The sequence below is a fragment of the Ferdinandcohnia sp. Marseille-Q9671 genome (genome assembly GCF_976954385.1).
The window spans coordinates 77,753-96,298 of the sequence record NZ_CDRJTA010000004.1 but is presented as its reverse complement, the minus strand read 5'-3'; the positions used below and the strand labels follow the sequence as shown (position 1 = coordinate 96,298).

Below are 18,546 nucleotides of genomic sequence, written 5' to 3'. Positions count from 1 at the left end.
GTTTGCGATTAGTCTGCATATAATAGAAGTAGTCTCATAAAAGTTGAAGGGAATGAACGTTATGGCTTCTTTTACAGTCAAAGGTACTTGGAATGGTAACAGAAACGGTGAAGGAACTATTACTACAAATGGTCTAAAAACAGCCGTTTCAGCCCCAAAAGAACTCGATGGACCTGGTATTGGTGCTAATCCTGAGGAATTGCTAATTGCCTCTGCTACAAATTGTTATATGATTACACTCGCTTCTATCCTTTCAAATCGTGAGATTACGTACACTCAACTAGAGGTGGAATCTGAAGGGACAGTTCTAAAAGAAGGGAATCGGTTGGTTTTTGAAAAAATAGTACATAAAGCCGTCATCTCTGTTAAACAAGCGGATGGTGAGGTAATGGAAAAAATAGAAAAGCTTGCTCACCGTGCGGAAAAAGCATGCTTTATTTCACAGACTCTTAAAGGCAATGTAGAGGTAACGGTCGAACCTTTGATAAAAGTTGTTGAATAATATTTTGAGACACCTCTTGTTTTAGAGGTGTTTTTAGTATTTCGGGAGTAAAAGCAGTAAATTTCAATTAAAAACAGTATCTTTCGGATTAAGGATAGTAACTGAACCAACCGACTAATTTTTAGTAGAGTTCCGCATATAAATTTACTTGTCTTTCGGCTATAAATCCAAATTAGTGGTCACCCTCAAATTCTTTATAAATAGCAAAAGGCAGTGCAATACACACTACCCTTCCTCAAAAAACTATCCTCTTTGTGCTTGGTAAACCTTTAAATTCGAATAAATCACTTCTAGCAATGGGGTTTCAATATTGTGTTTTTGTGCAACGTGATATAAATAGCCCTGTAATTGGTCAGCTTCTACATCTAGACCTTTTTCCATGTCACGCTGCATCGATGATTTCATTTCATATGTCATTTGATTCGTAGTATGTAAATGCTTCTCCTCGATGTCATCAGCAATTGGAGCATGAATCGCTCTCATCACGGATCCAATTTCCTTGTATAATTGTAAAATAAGCTTTTGCCCATTTTGCTCCTCTCTTATCGGTCCGATTGGTGACCTCATGAGAGTTGTAATGCCTGACAACCCTGTAATAAACATATATTTATGCCACATATCTTGAATAATATGATCACTTAGTTTAAAGTTCGTCTTAGTACCAGACAAAACTTCGGCTAACTTTTTGATTCGCTCCGTTTTTTCTCCTGAAAATTCTCCAAATAGTGCATGGTGGTTTGGGCTTGTCTGAACGACCTTCCCCTCTGAATCCAATGTTGATTCAATGAAGCATAATCCACCAATTACATTTTCTGATGAAAATTTTGACTGAATAACCTCAACATGACTAAATCCATTTAATAACGGAAAAATGATTGTTTCTTCTCCAACGTATGGTTCCATACTCTCCAAAGCAGCATCTAGATGATATTGCTTTGTGGAAAGGATAATTACATCAAACGCTCCTACTTCCTCTCCCGTCTTAATTGTCTTTGGATAAAGTGTTACGTTTCCATGTATGCTTTCAATCTGAAGTCCCTTGTCCTGTAATTGTTTTTGTCTATTTTCACGCACTAAAAAGGTTACTTCTTCCCCTTTTTCAAGCAGACGTCCGCCAAAATAACCGCCTATTGCACCTGCTCCAACAACTAGTATTCTCATATTCTTGAAACCCCTTTCATAACTTACTACTCTCATTATATAGTTTTACTATAAAAAATAGCCAGCACAAGGCTGGCTATTCTTAGTTTGATACATAATTCGCTGCAGAACGAACCTCGATTTGAAGTGCCCCGCCTTTTACATAGCTTTTTAATACAACTGGATATGGGCGATTGTTCGCGAATTTAAAATCCAAGTATGGATAAGCAACCGTTGCATCCTGTCCAAGCGGTACATAACCAACTGGCTTAGAATGGTGATGTAACTCTATAATTTCAAGACCTGCTTTAGCAACCGCATTATATAGGGTACTAGAGGTTTGACATACCCCTCCCCCATATCCAGGCACAAATTCTTTGTTCACAATAACCGTAGAAAGTGCGTAGCCATTTTCCTTAGAAGCATTTCCTACAACCGTATTAAAATAAAAATGATCCCCCGGTCCTAACACAGTATTATTAATTTCATTGGCTGACTTTTCGATATTAAAGCTTCTTCCCTCAACAGATGCATCAAAATAAGTTGTAAAGTTTCCAAGTACAACTTCATCAATTCCCTGAACTGCTTCCTGCGTGACGTTTGGACTCACTTCTTCAATCGGAAGTAACACTTGTTTATTAAAAATAGAGTCATTTAGTATACTAGTAACAAGTTCAGCTTCTTTTAAAATCATTCTACTTTGGCCTTGTTCTAATTCACCATTTGAACTAAGCTTTACGGGTTTCATTGGTCGATCAATCGAAGCAGCCAATTCACTTGCTAATTGAGTAGCTTTGGCCTTTAGCTCCTCTTCATTTTTGAAATCATCTGGGTTTAGGACTTCAACTACACTATTGTCCCTCGGGTCAATAATAGAAATTTCATGTGTAGACACTTCTTGCTTTGTTTCAATCATTTTAACAGGTGCTACTTGATGTAACTCAACATTTACTGGTTCTTTCTTTTCGATGAGACTACATCCACCCAATAACAAAACACCTACTAATAATGGCAAAGTTGTTTTTTTCCTCAATTTACTCTCTCCCATGGTTACTTATTTAGAAGTGATTTGGACAATGTAACAATTATTAAATCGAAATTACAAAAGTACTTACATAGGAATCTTATTAAGTAAAAATGAATATATTCCTATTTATTTCCAATTAGTTTTTTACCTTCTTAAAGCGGGAATATGAACAAGATGTCTGTAGAAATTAAGCGAGTTGTAGTTTTCTATAATCAAATAGTAGTAGATTCAATGAGAAGAAGGATTTATAGCACATTCATATCATTAGACGTGACAAGGCTTGTATATGTTACCACCTTTTGTAATATTTGTAATTTTATTATACGTTCTTTTTAAAGAACAAACAACTAAAAAAACCTGCAAACTACATTATTTGGTTTGCAGGCTGGTACTTATTATTCTTTTCAAAGCTCTTTTGATCTTTTTGTACAGTTTTCCATTGCCTCAATGACTGCTGCACGGAAACCATTCTTCTCCAACGTTGCAACTGCTTGAATTGTTGCTCCACCAGGAGTACATACATCGTCCTTCAGCTCGCCGGGATGTTTTTCTGTTTCAAGCACCATTTTTGCAGCCCCTAGCACCGCTTGAGCTGCAAGCTTATACGCCTTACTTCTCGGTATTCCTTGCATAACAGCTCCATCAGCTAAAGCCTCAATAAACAAATATGCATAGGCAGGCGACGATCCACTAACCGCTGGAATGGCATCCATAAGGTTTTCATCTACTATCTCCGCCTTTCCAAAACCTTCAAACAGGCGAACAATTTCAGATGTTTCTTCAGTAGTCACAGATGAATTCACACTTAATGCACTCATACCTTCACCTACTAAAGAAGGTGTATTTGGCATTGAACGTACTGTTTTAATAGGTCGTTCAAACATTTCCTCGATAAAATCTAGGCTTATTCCTGCCGCAATTGTGATAATGATAGTGTTGACCTTTACATTTTCTTTTACCTCATTAATTACTTCTGTATACAAATTAGGCTTTACTGCCAAAAATAAAATGTCTGCATGTGCAGCTACTTCTTTGTTTGAAGTCGTAGTTCTTATTTTATATGTCTTTTCTACATATTGTAGTGTTTCGTTTGTCTTTGCACTTACTATAATCTGCTGTGGTAGGACGATTTTAGATGAAATCATCCCTTGAATCATAGCTTGTGCCATTTTGCCACACCCAATAAAACCAATATTTTTGTCCATGACGAATCCTCCTATCCTTATCATTATAAAGAAACAAGAAGGATAAAAAAACTCATACTTCTTATACATAGTATGTAATATCATGGACAAACTATTTCCAAAAAGAGGTGAAAAACATGCATCGTTTCGAAAGGCTGCTTGACACTGTCTTTGGATATACAGGTTGGCATGATATAACAAATACCGGAATGAGTAGAGAACAAGAAATGGGAAATCTTTATAATGAAGAAGATGAGGACGACCCGACAGTATAGGTAAAAGGGATGTGCAACAACACATCCCTTTTTCTATGTATTCTTATAACAACAACAGCTTTCTATATGGTCATTAACCATCCCAACAGCTTGCATAAATGCATAACAAATAGTAGAACCTATAAATTTAAATCCGCGCTTTTTCAGATCTTTACTCAACCTATCACTTATGTCTGTCTTTGTAGGAATATCAGCTAACGTCTTAAAATGATTATGAATTGGTTTTCCATCTACAAATGACCAAATGTACGTTTGAAAACTTCCGAATTCCTCAACAATCTTAAAATACGCCTTGGCATTGGTTACTACTGCGTTTACCTTTAGTTTATTTCGTACGATTCCTTTATTCGTTAGGAGTTCCTCTATCTTCTTTTCATCGTAAGTAATGATCTTTTCAGGTTCAAAATTATCAAATGCTTTACGGTAATTTTCTCGTTTTTTTAATATCGTATACCAACTTAAACCTGCTTGAGCTCCTTCTAAATTCAAATACTCAAATAGCAATCGATCATCATATATAGGTACGCCCCATTCAAAATCATGGTAATTTATGTATAATGGATCTTCATTCACCCAACCGCATCTATTCAAATCTCTCCCACCTTTGACCAATATATTTGAATTATATCAGAAGAGAACAAAAATGGAGGAGTAATGAAGGAATGGTCCATTACTCCTTTTTCGGTATTTTATTCCTTAATCCCCTCAAGCCATTCCTTGTAACAATCCTTGCATAAGGTTTCTTCACGTTCACCGTCTATATTTACAAAAGCAACATAATGAAATCTTTCGTTGTCAAAAGAATCTTGGCAATAAAAGCAATTAGTCGTCATGCCATTTACCTCCTATATAGAAAATTTGTTTTTCTTATTTTTATCAATCTCCTCATTGTTTTTTCACGTTAATAATATCCAAATAGCAAATCTCGATTTATCTTCCTGAAATAAAGAAGGCAAATAGATGAGCACATGCAATTAAGTGATGGGCATAAAAAAAGAGCCAGCCTAAGCTGACACTTTCTTACATTTCTTGATAGGTATCCTTCGGAACATTTGTGAAAAATACACTTCTCTCCCCAACAGAAAAAATATCTAGTTCATGCATTGCACGGGTACACGCTGTATAAAACAGCTTTCTTTCGTATTCTCTTCCATACACTTCGTTCGATCCATTATAAATAATAACGGCATCAAATTCGATTCCTTTTGCCAAATAGGTTGGTAACACAAGAATTCCTTTATCAAATTGATACGTCTCCTGATCCATGAGACGTACATTTATATGATGTTGTAATGCCTGATAGGCATCAAGACTTTCCGAAGTAGTTTTACAAATAACGGCAATCGTTTCATGTCCAGCTTCTAGGAGCTCATTAATACGCTGTAAAATTTCCTGATGTAGAACTTCTTTTGTTGTTGCCTCCTTGTACCTTGGAAGGGATCCTGAGCGGTTAAATGGTTCAATTTCTTCTCCCCCGACTACAATTCCTTTCGAAAATTCCACAATTTCTTTTGTGGAGCGGTAGCTCTTCATCAGTTGAACCACTTCAACACTTGCCTCCTCATACAATTCTGGAGACAGCAATGTTGGAGCATTCATTGTGTGTGCGTAAATTGCCTGATTGTAATCCCCGAGAATTGTCATTCGACAATTTGGAAAAAGCTGTTTCAAGTATTCGAATTGAAAAGGAGAATAGTCTTGAGCTTCGTCAATAAACAAGTGACGAATGCTTGTGTTTGATTTTCTTCCTTCTATACGATCTTGAAGGTATAAAAATGGAGTTCCATCCTCATAGTTCAACTGACCCTGCTTCAGACTTTCAATTGTATACGAACAGATTTCTCTCCATCTATCAGTAAAATTTCGATTTTGAGTGGATGAAAACATCTGCAGGTATATCCCTTTTATATCTATATACGCGAGCTTTTTGATTGCTATTTTAATTGGTTTAAAATGCTTTCGCACAATTTCCTTCGCAATCAACTTTTCCTCACGGTCATAATCATCAAATGTATCCTCGGAAAACTCTCGCTTTTTCTGTAATTGCTTAAAGATTTCGAGATGCTCTTCCTTATCCATAAGTTCCGCTTCTCGAATTACCCAATCGTTTTTACGTTCTTTTCGTTCAACCTTAATGATTTCCTTTTGTAGCCACTCGGTAACCTTAGTCAGTCGATTTGGAATGGAGATAGACGAATCTAATGAATAAAAGTACTTTTGAATGTCATGCTTTGAAATAATGACTTTCTTTTTAAATCTAATATCTTTAAAAAGTAATCCATTTGTTTCAAGCTCACTTACATATCTATCAATTAGTGTTTTAAAATGGAGACTTGCTTTAAATGAAATTGCATGAAGTCTAACATCATAATCTGAAGAATTCATCTCTGTTAGCAAGTATTCCATTTGAGAAAATGGATCCTCTACCTTATAAAGCTTCCCTAATCGGTATTCGACATACTCTTGAAACGTTGATTGTTGCATATTATCTTCTCCAAGCTCAGGCAGTACAGTTGCAACATAACTATTAAAAAGAGGGTTTGGAGAGAACAACATGATATTGCTTGAATTCAACTGCTCTCGGTACCGATATAGTAAATAGGCAACTCTTTGAAGAGCTGCAGAGGTTTTTCCTGATCCGGCAACCCCTTGCACAATTAGATATCGACTTTTCTCATTTCGAATAATTTTATTTTGTTCTCTTTGAATCGTTGCAACAATGCTTTTCATTTGTGTGTTTGAATTATTACCTAATACCTCCTGGAGCATCTCATCACCAATTGTCACGCCGGTATCAAACATACTTTTCAATTGACCATTTTTAATGATAAATTGCCGTTTTAACGTCATTTCACCTTCAACTGTTTCAAAATTAGTGTCATACTTAGCAGGTCCTGGATAGTAATCATAATAAAGACTTGAAATCGGGGCTCTCCAGTCAAAAATTAAGAATTCTTCTTCCTTTTTGTCTAATAATGAAGCAATACCTATATATACTTTATCAGTTGTGGACTCGCCATCTTCAAGAAAATCGAAACGGCCAAAGTATGGAGAATATTTTAATCTTTCAAGTACTTTTATCTGTTTATGAATTTGACGGTGACTTCTTTCACGTTCACCTACTAACTCGGACTGCTGTTTTATACTTTGAAATGTTTCAATAACATCATCAGGTTCATCAAGATTCACGGTTACATCTTCCCAAAATGTGTTTCGAAGGCCAACAATTTCACCCTTGATACTACCTACCTTCTCCTCCAGGGCTTCCTTCTTACTGTCAATCTCCGTTAACACATCCTCAAGTCTAGCTTTTTCCTGATGCAATTCTACATTTCTTTTTTCCACGAACACCACTCCTCAAATAAGTGAACTACTGACTCTAGAATCATCCCAAGTATACTTTACAGTCTCTTTTTCTTAAAATTTAGTTTATGTTTCGTCCTAACAGTTTTTGTTATTCTTATTGCATTCCTACCACTTTTCTGAGAGCGATGAAATTTTGCAATAAGTTATTGACAAAACACTCCTTTATGGTATAAGATTAAAATAGAGATAATCTAAACAAAAACAAACGATACATATAAAAAAAGGCAGAACAGTGATATCTTATCATGTTGTTCTGTCTTTTTCAATGTTTTTTAATTGCCTTTGGCCATAAAATCCAATGTTCTTTTTATTCCTTCTTCATAAGGTGTTGAAGGTAATGGACCGATCTCCTGCTCATACTTTGTTCCGTCTAGTACCACAGGTTCCTCTGTCAAATACAGCATTTCAACCACCTCTTTCATCTGCTTATCAAATATCCCTAACATTCGAATCATTCCCTTTGTAACGGTTAAAACTGGCTTATCATACTTCAATTGGGCACCCGCTATTTTGATGATTTCTTTGCCAGTAATTACTCCAGCACCAGGGATATTCCAATGTTGGCCGTATGCCCCATCACGTAAAGCAAGTTCAACAATTGCTTTTGCTCCGTCTGGTGTATAAATATATTCACGTGCATTTTTTTGATTGCCTACAAACATCGCCTTCTTATTTTGAATCATTTTATCTAACGTATAATGGAGCATGGCACTTATTGCATTAGGTCCATAAAAATCCGGAAAGTGAGCAATTAGAACAGGAATTCTTGCTTGATTTGCTATGTTCCCAAGCTTCACTCGGATTTTCCCCTTCTTTGTATGCGGATTTTTAGGATACTCTTCATTTATCTTACTTCCATTCCCTTTCCCATATGCATAAATATTGTCAACAATAGCCAGCTTACATTTTGCAGCTTCAGCTGTTTCTACAACATTCCTCATCAAGGTAGGTTGCTTTTCATACCATTCAGCATAGGGAATGTTTATCGCATGGAAGATGACATCTACATCATTTGCCGCATTCGCCAAATCACTTTTGTTAAATACGTCTCCAGTCCGGATTTCGACTTTTTTTCTCGACTTGAAGAGTTTCTCTAATTTAACTCTCGAGCGAGCAAAGGCAATCACTTCAATACCTCGTTCAATCAATTCACAAACGATTGCGTACCCCATACCACCTGATGCACCTAAAACCAATGCTTTTTTCATATTCTCATCTCCTTACTTTTTATTGACCGGTGTTCAATTACAAATAAAAAAATAACCTCCCCTTAAAAGTAAATCGAATTCACCTTGGCATAATGGGCCAAGACTTTTTAGATCTTGGGAGATAAATTGAAACTACAATCTTTGTAATCAGATTAGTTAATGCTCACTGATGTGGGTTACAGAGATGTTACAGCAGGTCATGATGTCGAATTATTATAGCCTTATATGAATTCTTCTCACCAATTTATAGTAACGGAGGACTTCTGTCGAATAAAAGTTATACTTTTCCTTCAGATAAAATGGGTTTTATTAAATATTCTACATGTGCTTCTGCCATGGTTTTAACATTTTCAAACGTTTGCTCACTTCGAGTATAATGTGTAACAAAGCCATGAATGGATAAAAAAATGGACCAGATGTCCTGTATAGTAGCTCTTTGTTTGCTTAATTTTGCAATAGCATCTGCAAACATTCCATAGCTCTCTAGTGGTTCCTGCTGAATACAGCTTTTTACCTCATCGTCATTGATTAAAAACATCAATTCATACTGATTTTTATTGGTTAGACCAAATTCAATATATCCTAATAAGACTTTTTTCAATTTCTCTACTGGTGGCAGATCGAGATTCATGATCTGTAGGAGAACAGTATTAAGCATTTCAAAATCCTGAACAACCATTGCATAAAACAAATCAGCTTTATTTTTAAAATGATAATAGATAGCACCGTGGCTATAGTTTAATTCCTTTGCTATTTGGCGCATCGATACAGATTGATATCCTTTTTGAACAAATAAATCATGTGCGATATCCATTATCTTTTCTCTCGTTAATTCTACTTGGACTTGTTTTCTAGGTGACATTTAATAAGTTCTCCTTTTATTAACCACTGTTCAATAATACTATATTCAAAATTAAATAAGTTGTCAATTTATTCATCACATTTTTTCAAAAATGTCTATACAATATAAAAACGGACCCATAACGAGTCCGCATTCATACTATTCAACTTTACGTAATACTTGTTTCTCTTGTTGCTCTTCAACATGATTTGCAGCATTTTTCTGCTTTAGGTAGCCAAGCCCTACAACTGCAGCAACTACGAGTATCTCAAAACCATATTTCACAAATCCATTACTAAATACTGAGCTTAAGAATGGTTCCGCAACAATCATCTTTGATGCAGTCCAAGCTAAAATCGCGGCACCAATAGTAATGATAATTGGGAAACGATCAATTAGCCTTATGAACAATGTACTTCCCCAAACCATGATTGGTACAGAAATAATAAGACCAAGTACAACTAATACGAAGTTACCATGTGCAGCACCAGCAACTGCTAATACATTATCAAGACCCATTAATGCATCCGCGATAATAATCGTTCTAATGGCTGCCCAGAAGCTACCAACCGCTTTAATTTCATGACCTTTGTCATCGGTTAACAGATTATAAGCGATCCATACAAGAAGGATTCCACCTACTAATCGCAACCCTGGAATTGCAAGTAGCCAAACTACAGCTATCGTTGCTACTATCCTAATAGCAATTGCCCCTACAGTTCCCCAAATAATTGCTTTTTTCTGTTGTTCTTTCGGTAAATTTCTAGCTGCTAAACCAATTACAATGGCATTATCACCCGCTAATACCAAATCAATCGCAATAATAATTAAGAGTGCGGAAAAAAACTCTGCGCTTAAAAATTCCATCAAAGATCTCCCTTCTTTTACTATAAATATTTTATTCTATAAATTTAGGAAAAACAGTAATGCCTTTCACTAGAATAAACACTATTTTAGTGTCGCTAAATGTTTTTCATCTAAGCGTTTTTCAATCTTTTCAAGCTCTACTTTATCTCGTAAAAGCTCTTCTTTATTTTTTTTAATTAATTCTTCAAATGATGATGAACCTATTTTTCTTTTAAACATACCTCTCACCTCTCATTCTTAGCATCAAACATCCTTGAGATCTTTGCGCCCAGCTGAAACAACAAAAATGACCTTTACCATTTAGGTAAAGGTCATAAATATAGACCTCTACCGCTTTCTGGTAAAGGTCTTGCTAACAACGTTAGTTGCCAACAAAGCCGAGAGCCGCTAGACTCTGAAATGACGACTTTGCTGTAAAAGCTACTCCCCTTTAGGAGAACAATTTTTGCAATATTTATTATATAAATAATTTTACAGATGGTTTATACAAATGTCAATCATTTTATATAATATTTTTTCCATAAAAAATTTCATCCATTTCAGTAATTAGCTTTTCAGCAATAATTAATTCCTCGTCTGGTGTAAGTTTCTCTTTTGTATTACTGAAGAATAAATAATGCTCTAAATCAAACTCCTTCAGCTTACACTTTGTATGAAATATGTTTTCTTGGTAAACGTTCACGTCGATCATATGATACATTTCTTGAATCTCATCCGGAATGTAATTTTGGATTGAATTAATTTCATGATCGATAAATAGCTTATGCCCTGTTACATCTCTTGTGAATCCACGTACTCGATAATCAATCGTCATCACATCAGTTTCAAAGGATTGAATCATATAATTTAGTGCCTTCAGTGGTGATATTTCCCCGCATGTTGAGACATCGATATCAGCTCGAAACGTACTAATACCTTCGTCTGGATGTGATTCAGGATAAGTATGAACGGTAATATGGCTTTTGTCCATCTGTGCAACCACTGATCCTGGAATAGGTCCAGGAGACTCCTCAAATGCCTCATCAGGAGATTCATCCACTGGCCCCTCTGATACTAGGATTGTTACACTTGCCCCTTGGGGCACATAATCCTGTTTTGCTACATTCAAAATATTTGCACCGATAATATCTGCAACATTGGATAAGATTTCGGTTAATCGATCCGCATTATATACATCATCTATATATTCAATATACGCATCCCGCTCTTCCTGGGACCTAGTGTAACAGATATCATACATATTAAAGCTTAATGATTTCGTTAAATTATTAAAACCGTGTAATTCTGTTATCTGGTTTGGAGACAGCTTCATGTGCTTCATGTCATTTTCTCCCCTTTGTCTATATTTTTTCCATATTTTTATGTTGGTTGAATCACAGGATTCTATACATGTATTAAGGATTATTATTTTTTAAATCAAAAGGGCAAGCGCCTCAAAACTGAACGTCCACTAAAGGCTGCCACGTCCTGTGGCAACGCGGACGTCAGCACATCCTCGAAAATGCTATGCATTTTCTTCGTGCGATGATTATGCTTTCGGAGCTTTACTTTTCCTGTGCAAGTCCGCCATAACATAAGACGATTTAGAATAGAAGGCGCTCTTTGCCTTCAATGCTAAATTGACTAATGACCTCGAGGGGATAGGCGCTGAAACTGGATGTCGAAACGCAATATCCAAAGTTCAAGAATCCTCTTATCTCCAAACAAAAAAATATCCGGCAATATGCCGGATATTCATAATCTATTCTATTTAAAAGGGGGGATGAAAAAGCTTACCTTTTCCATGTCTTTATAGTACTCAATAATTATGAACAAACTATGAATAAAGGATTAAGTTTCTATTAAGCTTTGCGAAAAAGGACTTAAGCCCCATTCTAAGAGAGTGTCATCTGATTAGAAACATAATCATTTGATTAGAACATATCCAAATAGCAACATTTGAATACTTTTATAGCAATTTGCACGTATTTTTGAGTATCTCTACTATGGTACACTCATCTTTGTAACCGCTTTAATATTGAATTTTTATACAGTTCATAAATAAAAGGCAGGTAAGTGAAATGAGAGTTTATCATGACAAATTGCTAAGCAAAAAATTTAAGAGGCCTAAATTTTCTATTCACTATAAAATAGACCGAAAAACAGCACGGAACTTCCATTCCCATTCTGGGTATGAAATCGTGTGGCTCCAGAAAGGAGAAGCCACATATATTTTTGAAGAAAAAGTATTCAAATTATTCAAAGGACAAATCTTATTTTTTAAAAGCACAGATTTTCATAAAGTGAAGCTAAATGAAGGTGTACCATACGAAAGGGTTGTCACGCTATTTTCAGAGGATATTTTGAGCTTCAATCATCCTATCTTTGAACAATTTAAAAATTTCTTAGACAAGCTCCCTTCCCCCCATTATGTACTTACCATACAAGGATGGAAGGAAGAACAACTTCAGCAAATAGTAAATCATCTTATTTTTGAATTTGAAAATAACGATTTATGGGAGCAAAAAAGTGCGATTGAGATATACTTTCTTGAACTCCTTCTTTACTTAGGTAGAGAGATTCAATCAACCTTCGAACAAAACTACCATCTTTCTGTTAACCATGATTCCAGCAAGGTTGAAATGATTGAAAGGATCTTAAAAGAAATTAACGCAGTATGGAACACTGATTGGCGTTTGGACTCTCTTTCACAAAGTTTACATCTAAATAAATACTATCTATGCCATTTCTTTAAGAAAGAATTTGGCCTCACCATCCATGAATACATACTCCAAAGAAGAATCTACGAGGCTAAGAAACTATTACTCTCAAGCAGTTCACCTATTAATCAAGTTTCAGAAAAAGTAGGTTTCACTTCCTCCTCTAGCTTTATTAGAGCCTTTAAGCAACAAGTGAATATGACACCAAAACAATATCGAATACATGCACAAATACATTAGTTTACGTATTTAGTGAAAAACACCTTAAGGGAGGTGATGGTTGCAATAATTGGTGTAAATATCTGCTAGAAACCAAGTATTAACAAATGAAATGGGGGTACTAAATTGAGCAAACGTATTTTTATAGTCCTTATGTGTTTTCTTCTATTATTGCCGAGTATGGGTCTTAATGTACTAGCTGCTGAGACTATAGAGGAAACCACCGATAACCAAATGATTGACATTCCTGCAACTTCAAAGTGGCAAGGTAGCGTTGGTGGTGATGTCGGTGGCAATGACAAAATTACTGCTGATAACTTTCTTATAAAGGAAAATAATGATGGCACTGTGAACATGAGTGCATTAAATGATCGCGGGAAAATCTCGAGTAGTTCTGAAGGGATCGCATACTATTATCAGCAAGTCAGCCCGACTGATAATTATGAGATTACAGCAAAAGTAAAGGTTGAATCCTTTACTGCTAATAATCAAGTCAGTTTTGGAATCATGCTAAGGAACAATTTATTAACATCAACTGATGTAAAAACTGGGGATTACCTTGCTGTTGGTGGGATACGTCAGGATATTAGAGGTTTTTATAAACAAGGTGCAACTGATTTTCAATATCCTGATACATTAGATTTTAATGTAAGTGATCCAGCACCTGCTCAAGAATATGACCTTACAATTAGAAAAGATGGTAACATCTATCAGGTAACAGTTGGTGATGAAACCAAAACAGTTGAAGACTTTTCAGGAGAAATAAACTACGCAGGTCTTTTTGTATCCAGAAATGTAAGCGTTGTCTACAGTGATATCAGTTTAAAAATTGATGGACAAGTTGAAGTTGGTGACTGGGATTATCGAGCATTCGGCTCAAATACAAGCGAATCAAAAAATCCAGTTCCTACTGTAAATGAAGACGGTTCAATTACAATGGTTGCTACTGGTGGGAAGATTGCAAGTGGTGACGAAGGTATTTCCTTCTACTTTAAAGAACTACCAGCTAATGCAAACTTTACCATCTCCACAACAGCCAAAGTTACTAGTATCAATGGCAATAGTAGCATTAGTACACCAAACCAAAAATCATTCGGTGTGATGCTGAGAGATCAAATTGGAGAACATGGTGACGGTACTACACAAACATCTAATTACACTGCTGTTGGAGCGTTAGACTTAGGTAGTACAGACTCTGGTGGGATGAAGGCTTTCTATAAACAAAACGGGCAACAAAATAAACTATCAAAATTCCCTGGGGTTAGCTTCCCTGCTCCAAATGAGGAATATAATCTTGAAATCCAAAAGTCTGGAAATGTATACAAAGTAACGACCAATGGTATTTCAGAAATTATTACAATTGACGATCTATTTAGTGACTTTATCTATGCGGGACTTTATGTAGCACGTGATGCAGAAGTAACGTTCAGCAATTTTAACATTGCTGTAGAAACGAAAAAAGTTGATAGATTAGAAATCAATACTGATAACATGAAAACTGAATATTTGATTGATGAGGAATTGAATCTTGAAGGATTAGTTGTAAATGCGATTTATGGCAATGGCGAAGTCGTACCTTTAGCTGAAGGTGATTACATTATTACTGGATTTGACAGCAGTACAGCTGGTAAAAATACAATCACAATCAATTACGGTGGAGCAAAAGCAACTATCGATTTAACAATTAAGGCATTAACATTACTAGAGCTTGCAATCAAATACTTCCCTGCAAAAACAGTTTATTACCCTGGTGATACGTTTGATCCAGCTGGTTTAGAAGTAGTAGGTTCATTTGATAACGGGGAAACATACCAACTTTCAGATGAACAGTTACATTTCACTATCAATAATCAGATTCTGGATGATACTTTTGAATTTAACGAGCCTGGTATAAAAACAATTTCCATTGTACCAAAGGATTATCCAACAGTAACCGCAAGCTTCGAAGTGACAGTAAAAGATACAGAGCTTTCTAAGCTAGAAATTAAGAAGAGTCCTGTTAAAACTCAATATTTTATTGGTGATGAGCTTGATCTATCTGGGCTAGTTGTTTATGCAACATATAAGGATGGATCACAAGTAAGAGTGATGGACGATGAATACACAACTTCAGGCTTTGATTCTAGCACACCTGGAGATGTGGATGTAATCCTTACTCATAAAGGAGTTAGTCTCACTTTCCCACTCAATGTAAAAGAAAAAGAAGCAATTGGCTTAACAGTCACTGAGTATCCAAAAACTACTTTTACAATCGGTGATAACTTTGATGCTAGCGGATTACAGGTAGCCAAAGTGTATGACAACGGTGACAAAGAAACAGTAACAACTAACGATTATACGATAGACTCGAGCTCTTTCGATAATCAAAAGGTCGGAGCATATCCTATTACCGTCACAACGAAGGTAGATATGGGTGTTAGTCCACTTACCTATCAAGTCACAGTCAGAGAAAAGACTGAGTATCCATTTAACTTCATACGTTTCGGACAATCCACTTCGGATGAAAGAAATACAATTGAGGATTTAGGCAATGGTACAATTCGTCTAGCTGCGATTGATGGTGGCGGAAAAGTAACGGGTGACCATGACGGTATCTCATTCTATTATACTGAAATTGATGCAAGCAAAGATAACTTTGAATTATCTGCTGATATCAAGGTAGTTGAATATGCTAAAAACCCACATGATGGTCAAGAATCCTTTGGAATTATGGCACGCGATGCTATATTTGAGGATTTTGAAAATGGCGACCAAAAAGGTGTCTTTGCAAGTAATATTGCTGCAATCGGAGGTTTCTCTGGCGGAACAAGAGATGAAAACGGCACACAATTATTTGTTAGAACAGGTGTTGCATCGTCTGACGGTTCCGGTAGCCAAGGAATCCAAAAAGAAATGCTCAAGAAAGAAAAACCATCAGCCGAGAACACACATCCAAATAAAACCTACCGTTTAACATTAAAGAAAACCAATAGTGGGTTTACTGGAATACTAGATGATGGTGAAAAAGTAGTTGAAAAAGACATCTATGCACCAGAAATTCTTACTATTCAAAATGGCAAAGCATATATCGGTTTCTATACGGCACGTGTAGCTACGATTGAAGTGAGCAACATTGACCTCAATGTTACTGCTACAGAAACAGATGCACCTAAAGGAGAAGAACCTGTTAAAGAAGTTACTCCTGAGTTTACTGTCGTTTCATTGGAAAAAACAGCAGATCCAAATTATCGATTAGTTGTCCAATCCAATGTAAATGGTTCCGTTACAATTAAAGAAGGCAATGAAGTACTTGAATATGACGTACCAATGGTTGCTGGTCAAAATCTTGAAATACCTACGACAATTGCTAAAAACAAAAAAACGAACTTTAGCTTTGTCTTCATACCTGACGAAACTCAAAAACTAACAAACTATGATAGAATTATTCAAAACTTCACGGTCGAAATGAAGACATTTGAAGAAGATGGGAATATCTATGTTGCACCAACTGGAACTAGTGCTGGTGATGGTTCAAAGGATAACCCACTCGATTTAGATACAGCAATTGAGTTTGTCCAACCTGGCCAACACATCTATGTGATGGAAGGTATTTATGTAAGAGATAGAATACTTGAAATTAAAAAATACAATGATGGATCTGAAGATGCGGTTAAGTACTTATGGGCTGACCCGGAAGCCAAAACAAGACCTATTATTGATTTCGATAAGAAAACTGAAGGTGTTGTCCATAGTGGTAATTACTGGCATGTAAAAGGTCTTGATTTTAGAAATTCAGCTGGTAATACAAAAGGTTACACAGTCGGCGGTAGCCATAATGTGATCGAAAATGTAAAGACGTATGCAAATGGTGATACTGGATTACAAATTAGCCGTACAGATGGTTCCAACAACAAGGAAGACTGGCCATCTTATAACCTAATTTTAAATAGTGAATCCTTTGACAATCGAGACCCATCTGATAATAATGCAGACGGTTTTGCTGCTAAGTTAACGGTTGGTGAAGGCAATATCTTTAGAGGTACAGTTGCACACAATAATATTGATGACGGTTGGGACCTGTATACAAAGGTAGGTACTGGGGCAATCGGTGCTGTGACTATCGAAGATAGCATCGCTTACAATAATGGTTTCTTAACAGATGGAACTGTTGGAGCTGGCGATAAGAATGGATTTAAACTTGGTGGTGAAGGTGTTCATGTACCTCATGTCATTAAAAATAGTGTTGCATTCGGCAATGGAGCAACAGGATTTTCAAGTAATAGTAATCCAGGTGTAATTGCTGAGAACAACTATGCATTTAATAATGCTGGCGGTAATATGGCCTTCACAACTTATGGCCACATCACTCCTGACTTTACGATTGATGGCTTTATTTCGTTCTATACGGAAGGATCTACTAAAGCAAAAGATAATTATCAGCATCCAGGTTCTGATAAAAATTTTATGTTTGATGGAACACAATCATTAAATAAAGCTGGGGTAGTGCTTCCGAATGATGTAATTGAATCCTTGTCAACAATTAAAGACTTCCAACTTGGTCAAGATGGAAGTGTTAACTGGAATGGTGTTTGGGAAACATACGATGAATTTATCGCTCAGTACGAAGAACCAGCAACTGAGCAACCGGGTGAGGAAACTCCAGGTGAGCAACCAGGTGAAGAAACCCCAGGTGAACAGCCAGGTGAGGAAACTCCAGGTGAGCAGCCTGGTGAAGAAACTCCAGGAACTGAACAGCCTGGTGAAGATACACCAGATAAAGAAAAACCCGAAACTGAAACACCTGGAGACAAGTCACCGGACGCAGAACAACCTAAGGAAGATAATAAATTACCAACTACTGCAACTTCTATGTATAACTGGCTAATGATTGGTGTCTTATTAACCATTAGCGGTGGTATCTATGTTGGCGCTATGCGTTATAGGAAGAAAGGCTTAGATTCCTAAAAATAAACTTCTTTTTGGTAAAGAGAGGGTCTTCCCTCTCTTTTTTTATACCTCTCTTCTCCTCGCTTTCCTTCTGTTTAACAAACCATTTTCTGGATTACATTCATAATCATTTGATTAGAACCTTCCCTAATAGCAATATTTACAAACTTTTAAAGCAATATGTTGCTATTAGTAAACATCACCTCGTGTTACACTCACTTTTGTAACCGTTTTATAGACTGAATATTTAGGTAGTTCTCTTGACCTACTAGGAGGTGTTTTGAGTTACATT

At 36.2% G+C, this 18,546-nt stretch carries 15 protein-coding genes; 4 read left to right on the top strand and 11 right to left on the bottom strand.

What is annotated here, in order from left to right; translation table 11 throughout:
* Window positions 1–61: 61 nt before the first annotated feature.
* Entirely contained in the window at window positions 62–502 is a 441-nt protein-coding gene (locus tag ACWNMY_RS15765; protein ID WP_449539213.1) for an OsmC family protein, read from the top strand.
* 243 nt (window positions 503–745) lie between these two features.
* Here ACWNMY_RS15765 and ACWNMY_RS15760 read toward each other — a convergent pair whose 3' ends face one another.
* From ACWNMY_RS15760 to proC, 3 genes are all read right to left on the bottom strand, one after another.
* Window positions 746–1,663 carry a ketopantoate reductase family protein gene (locus ACWNMY_RS15760; RefSeq protein WP_449539212.1) on the bottom strand — a complete coding sequence of 306 codons (918 nt, stop codon included), beginning with the start codon at window positions 1,661–1,663 and terminating at the stop codon, window positions 746–748.
* An 82-nt stretch (window positions 1,664–1,745) separates the two neighbouring features.
* The gene (locus ACWNMY_RS15755) at window positions 1,746–2,675 is read right to left on the bottom strand and encodes a VanW family protein (RefSeq protein ID WP_449539211.1); all 930 of its coding nucleotides are present in this window, start codon (window positions 2,673–2,675) and stop codon (window positions 1,746–1,748) included.
* Window positions 2,676–3,073: 398 nt separating this feature from the next.
* Window positions 3,074–3,874 (bottom strand): pyrroline-5-carboxylate reductase, encoded by an 801-nt coding sequence (gene proC / locus ACWNMY_RS15750; RefSeq protein ID WP_449539210.1) that lies wholly within the window; start codon window positions 3,872–3,874, stop codon window positions 3,074–3,076.
* A gap of 116 nt (window positions 3,875–3,990) precedes the next feature.
* Between proC and ACWNMY_RS15745 the strand changes: the two genes are divergently transcribed.
* Window positions 3,991–4,128 carry a hypothetical protein gene (locus tag ACWNMY_RS15745; protein WP_449539209.1) on the top strand — a complete coding sequence of 46 codons (138 nt, stop codon included), beginning with the start codon at window positions 3,991–3,993 and terminating at the stop codon, window positions 4,126–4,128.
* A gap of 33 nt (window positions 4,129–4,161) precedes the next feature.
* Here ACWNMY_RS15745 and ACWNMY_RS15740 read toward each other — a convergent pair whose 3' ends face one another.
* The 8 genes from ACWNMY_RS15740 to speD form a co-directional block, all read right to left on the bottom strand.
* On the bottom strand, window positions 4,162–4,719 hold the full coding sequence (locus ACWNMY_RS15740; protein ID WP_449539208.1) for a DNA-3-methyladenine glycosylase I: 558 nt from the start codon (window positions 4,717–4,719) through the stop codon (window positions 4,162–4,164).
* A gap of 98 nt (window positions 4,720–4,817) precedes the next feature.
* Window positions 4,818–4,961: a hypothetical protein gene (locus ACWNMY_RS15735; RefSeq protein ID WP_449539207.1), complete on the bottom strand. Its 144-nt coding sequence runs from the start codon at window positions 4,959–4,961 to the stop codon at window positions 4,818–4,820.
* A gap of 187 nt (window positions 4,962–5,148) precedes the next feature.
* Complete coding sequence (helD, locus tag ACWNMY_RS15730; RefSeq protein WP_449539206.1) at window positions 5,149–7,473, bottom strand: RNA polymerase recycling motor HelD; 2,325 nt, start codon at window positions 7,471–7,473, stop codon at window positions 5,149–5,151.
* A 293-nt stretch (window positions 7,474–7,766) separates the two neighbouring features.
* Window positions 7,767–8,702 carry an SDR family NAD(P)-dependent oxidoreductase gene (locus ACWNMY_RS15725; protein ID WP_449539205.1) on the bottom strand — a complete coding sequence of 312 codons (936 nt, stop codon included), beginning with the start codon at window positions 8,700–8,702 and terminating at the stop codon, window positions 7,767–7,769.
* 277 nt (window positions 8,703–8,979) lie between these two features.
* Window positions 8,980–9,564 carry a TetR/AcrR family transcriptional regulator gene (locus ACWNMY_RS15720; RefSeq protein ID WP_449539204.1) on the bottom strand — a complete coding sequence of 195 codons (585 nt, stop codon included), beginning with the start codon at window positions 9,562–9,564 and terminating at the stop codon, window positions 8,980–8,982.
* A 138-nt stretch (window positions 9,565–9,702) separates the two neighbouring features.
* Window positions 9,703–10,410, bottom strand: a complete 708-nt coding sequence (locus ACWNMY_RS15715; RefSeq protein WP_449539203.1) for a TerC family protein — start codon at window positions 10,408–10,410, stop codon at window positions 9,703–9,705.
* 81 nt (window positions 10,411–10,491) lie between these two features.
* A complete protein-coding gene (locus tag ACWNMY_RS15710) occupies window positions 10,492–10,629 on the bottom strand; it encodes an FbpB family small basic protein (RefSeq protein ID WP_449539202.1) in 138 nt (45 codons plus the stop codon).
* A gap of 283 nt (window positions 10,630–10,912) precedes the next feature.
* Window positions 10,913–11,722 (bottom strand): adenosylmethionine decarboxylase, encoded by an 810-nt coding sequence (gene speD, locus ACWNMY_RS15705; RefSeq protein ID WP_449540463.1) that lies wholly within the window; start codon window positions 11,720–11,722, stop codon window positions 10,913–10,915.
* A gap of 748 nt (window positions 11,723–12,470) precedes the next feature.
* Here speD and ACWNMY_RS15700 point away from each other — a divergent pair.
* Together ACWNMY_RS15700 and ACWNMY_RS15695 are read left to right on the top strand one after the other, a co-directional pair.
* Complete coding sequence (locus ACWNMY_RS15700; protein ID WP_449539201.1) at window positions 12,471–13,349, top strand: AraC family transcriptional regulator; 879 nt, start codon at window positions 12,471–12,473, stop codon at window positions 13,347–13,349.
* A gap of 105 nt (window positions 13,350–13,454) precedes the next feature.
* The gene (locus ACWNMY_RS15695; RefSeq protein ID WP_449539200.1) at window positions 13,455–18,272 is read left to right on the top strand and encodes a bacterial Ig-like domain-containing protein; all 4,818 of its coding nucleotides are present in this window, start codon (window positions 13,455–13,457) and stop codon (window positions 18,270–18,272) included.
* Window positions 18,273–18,546: the final 274 nt, after the last annotated feature.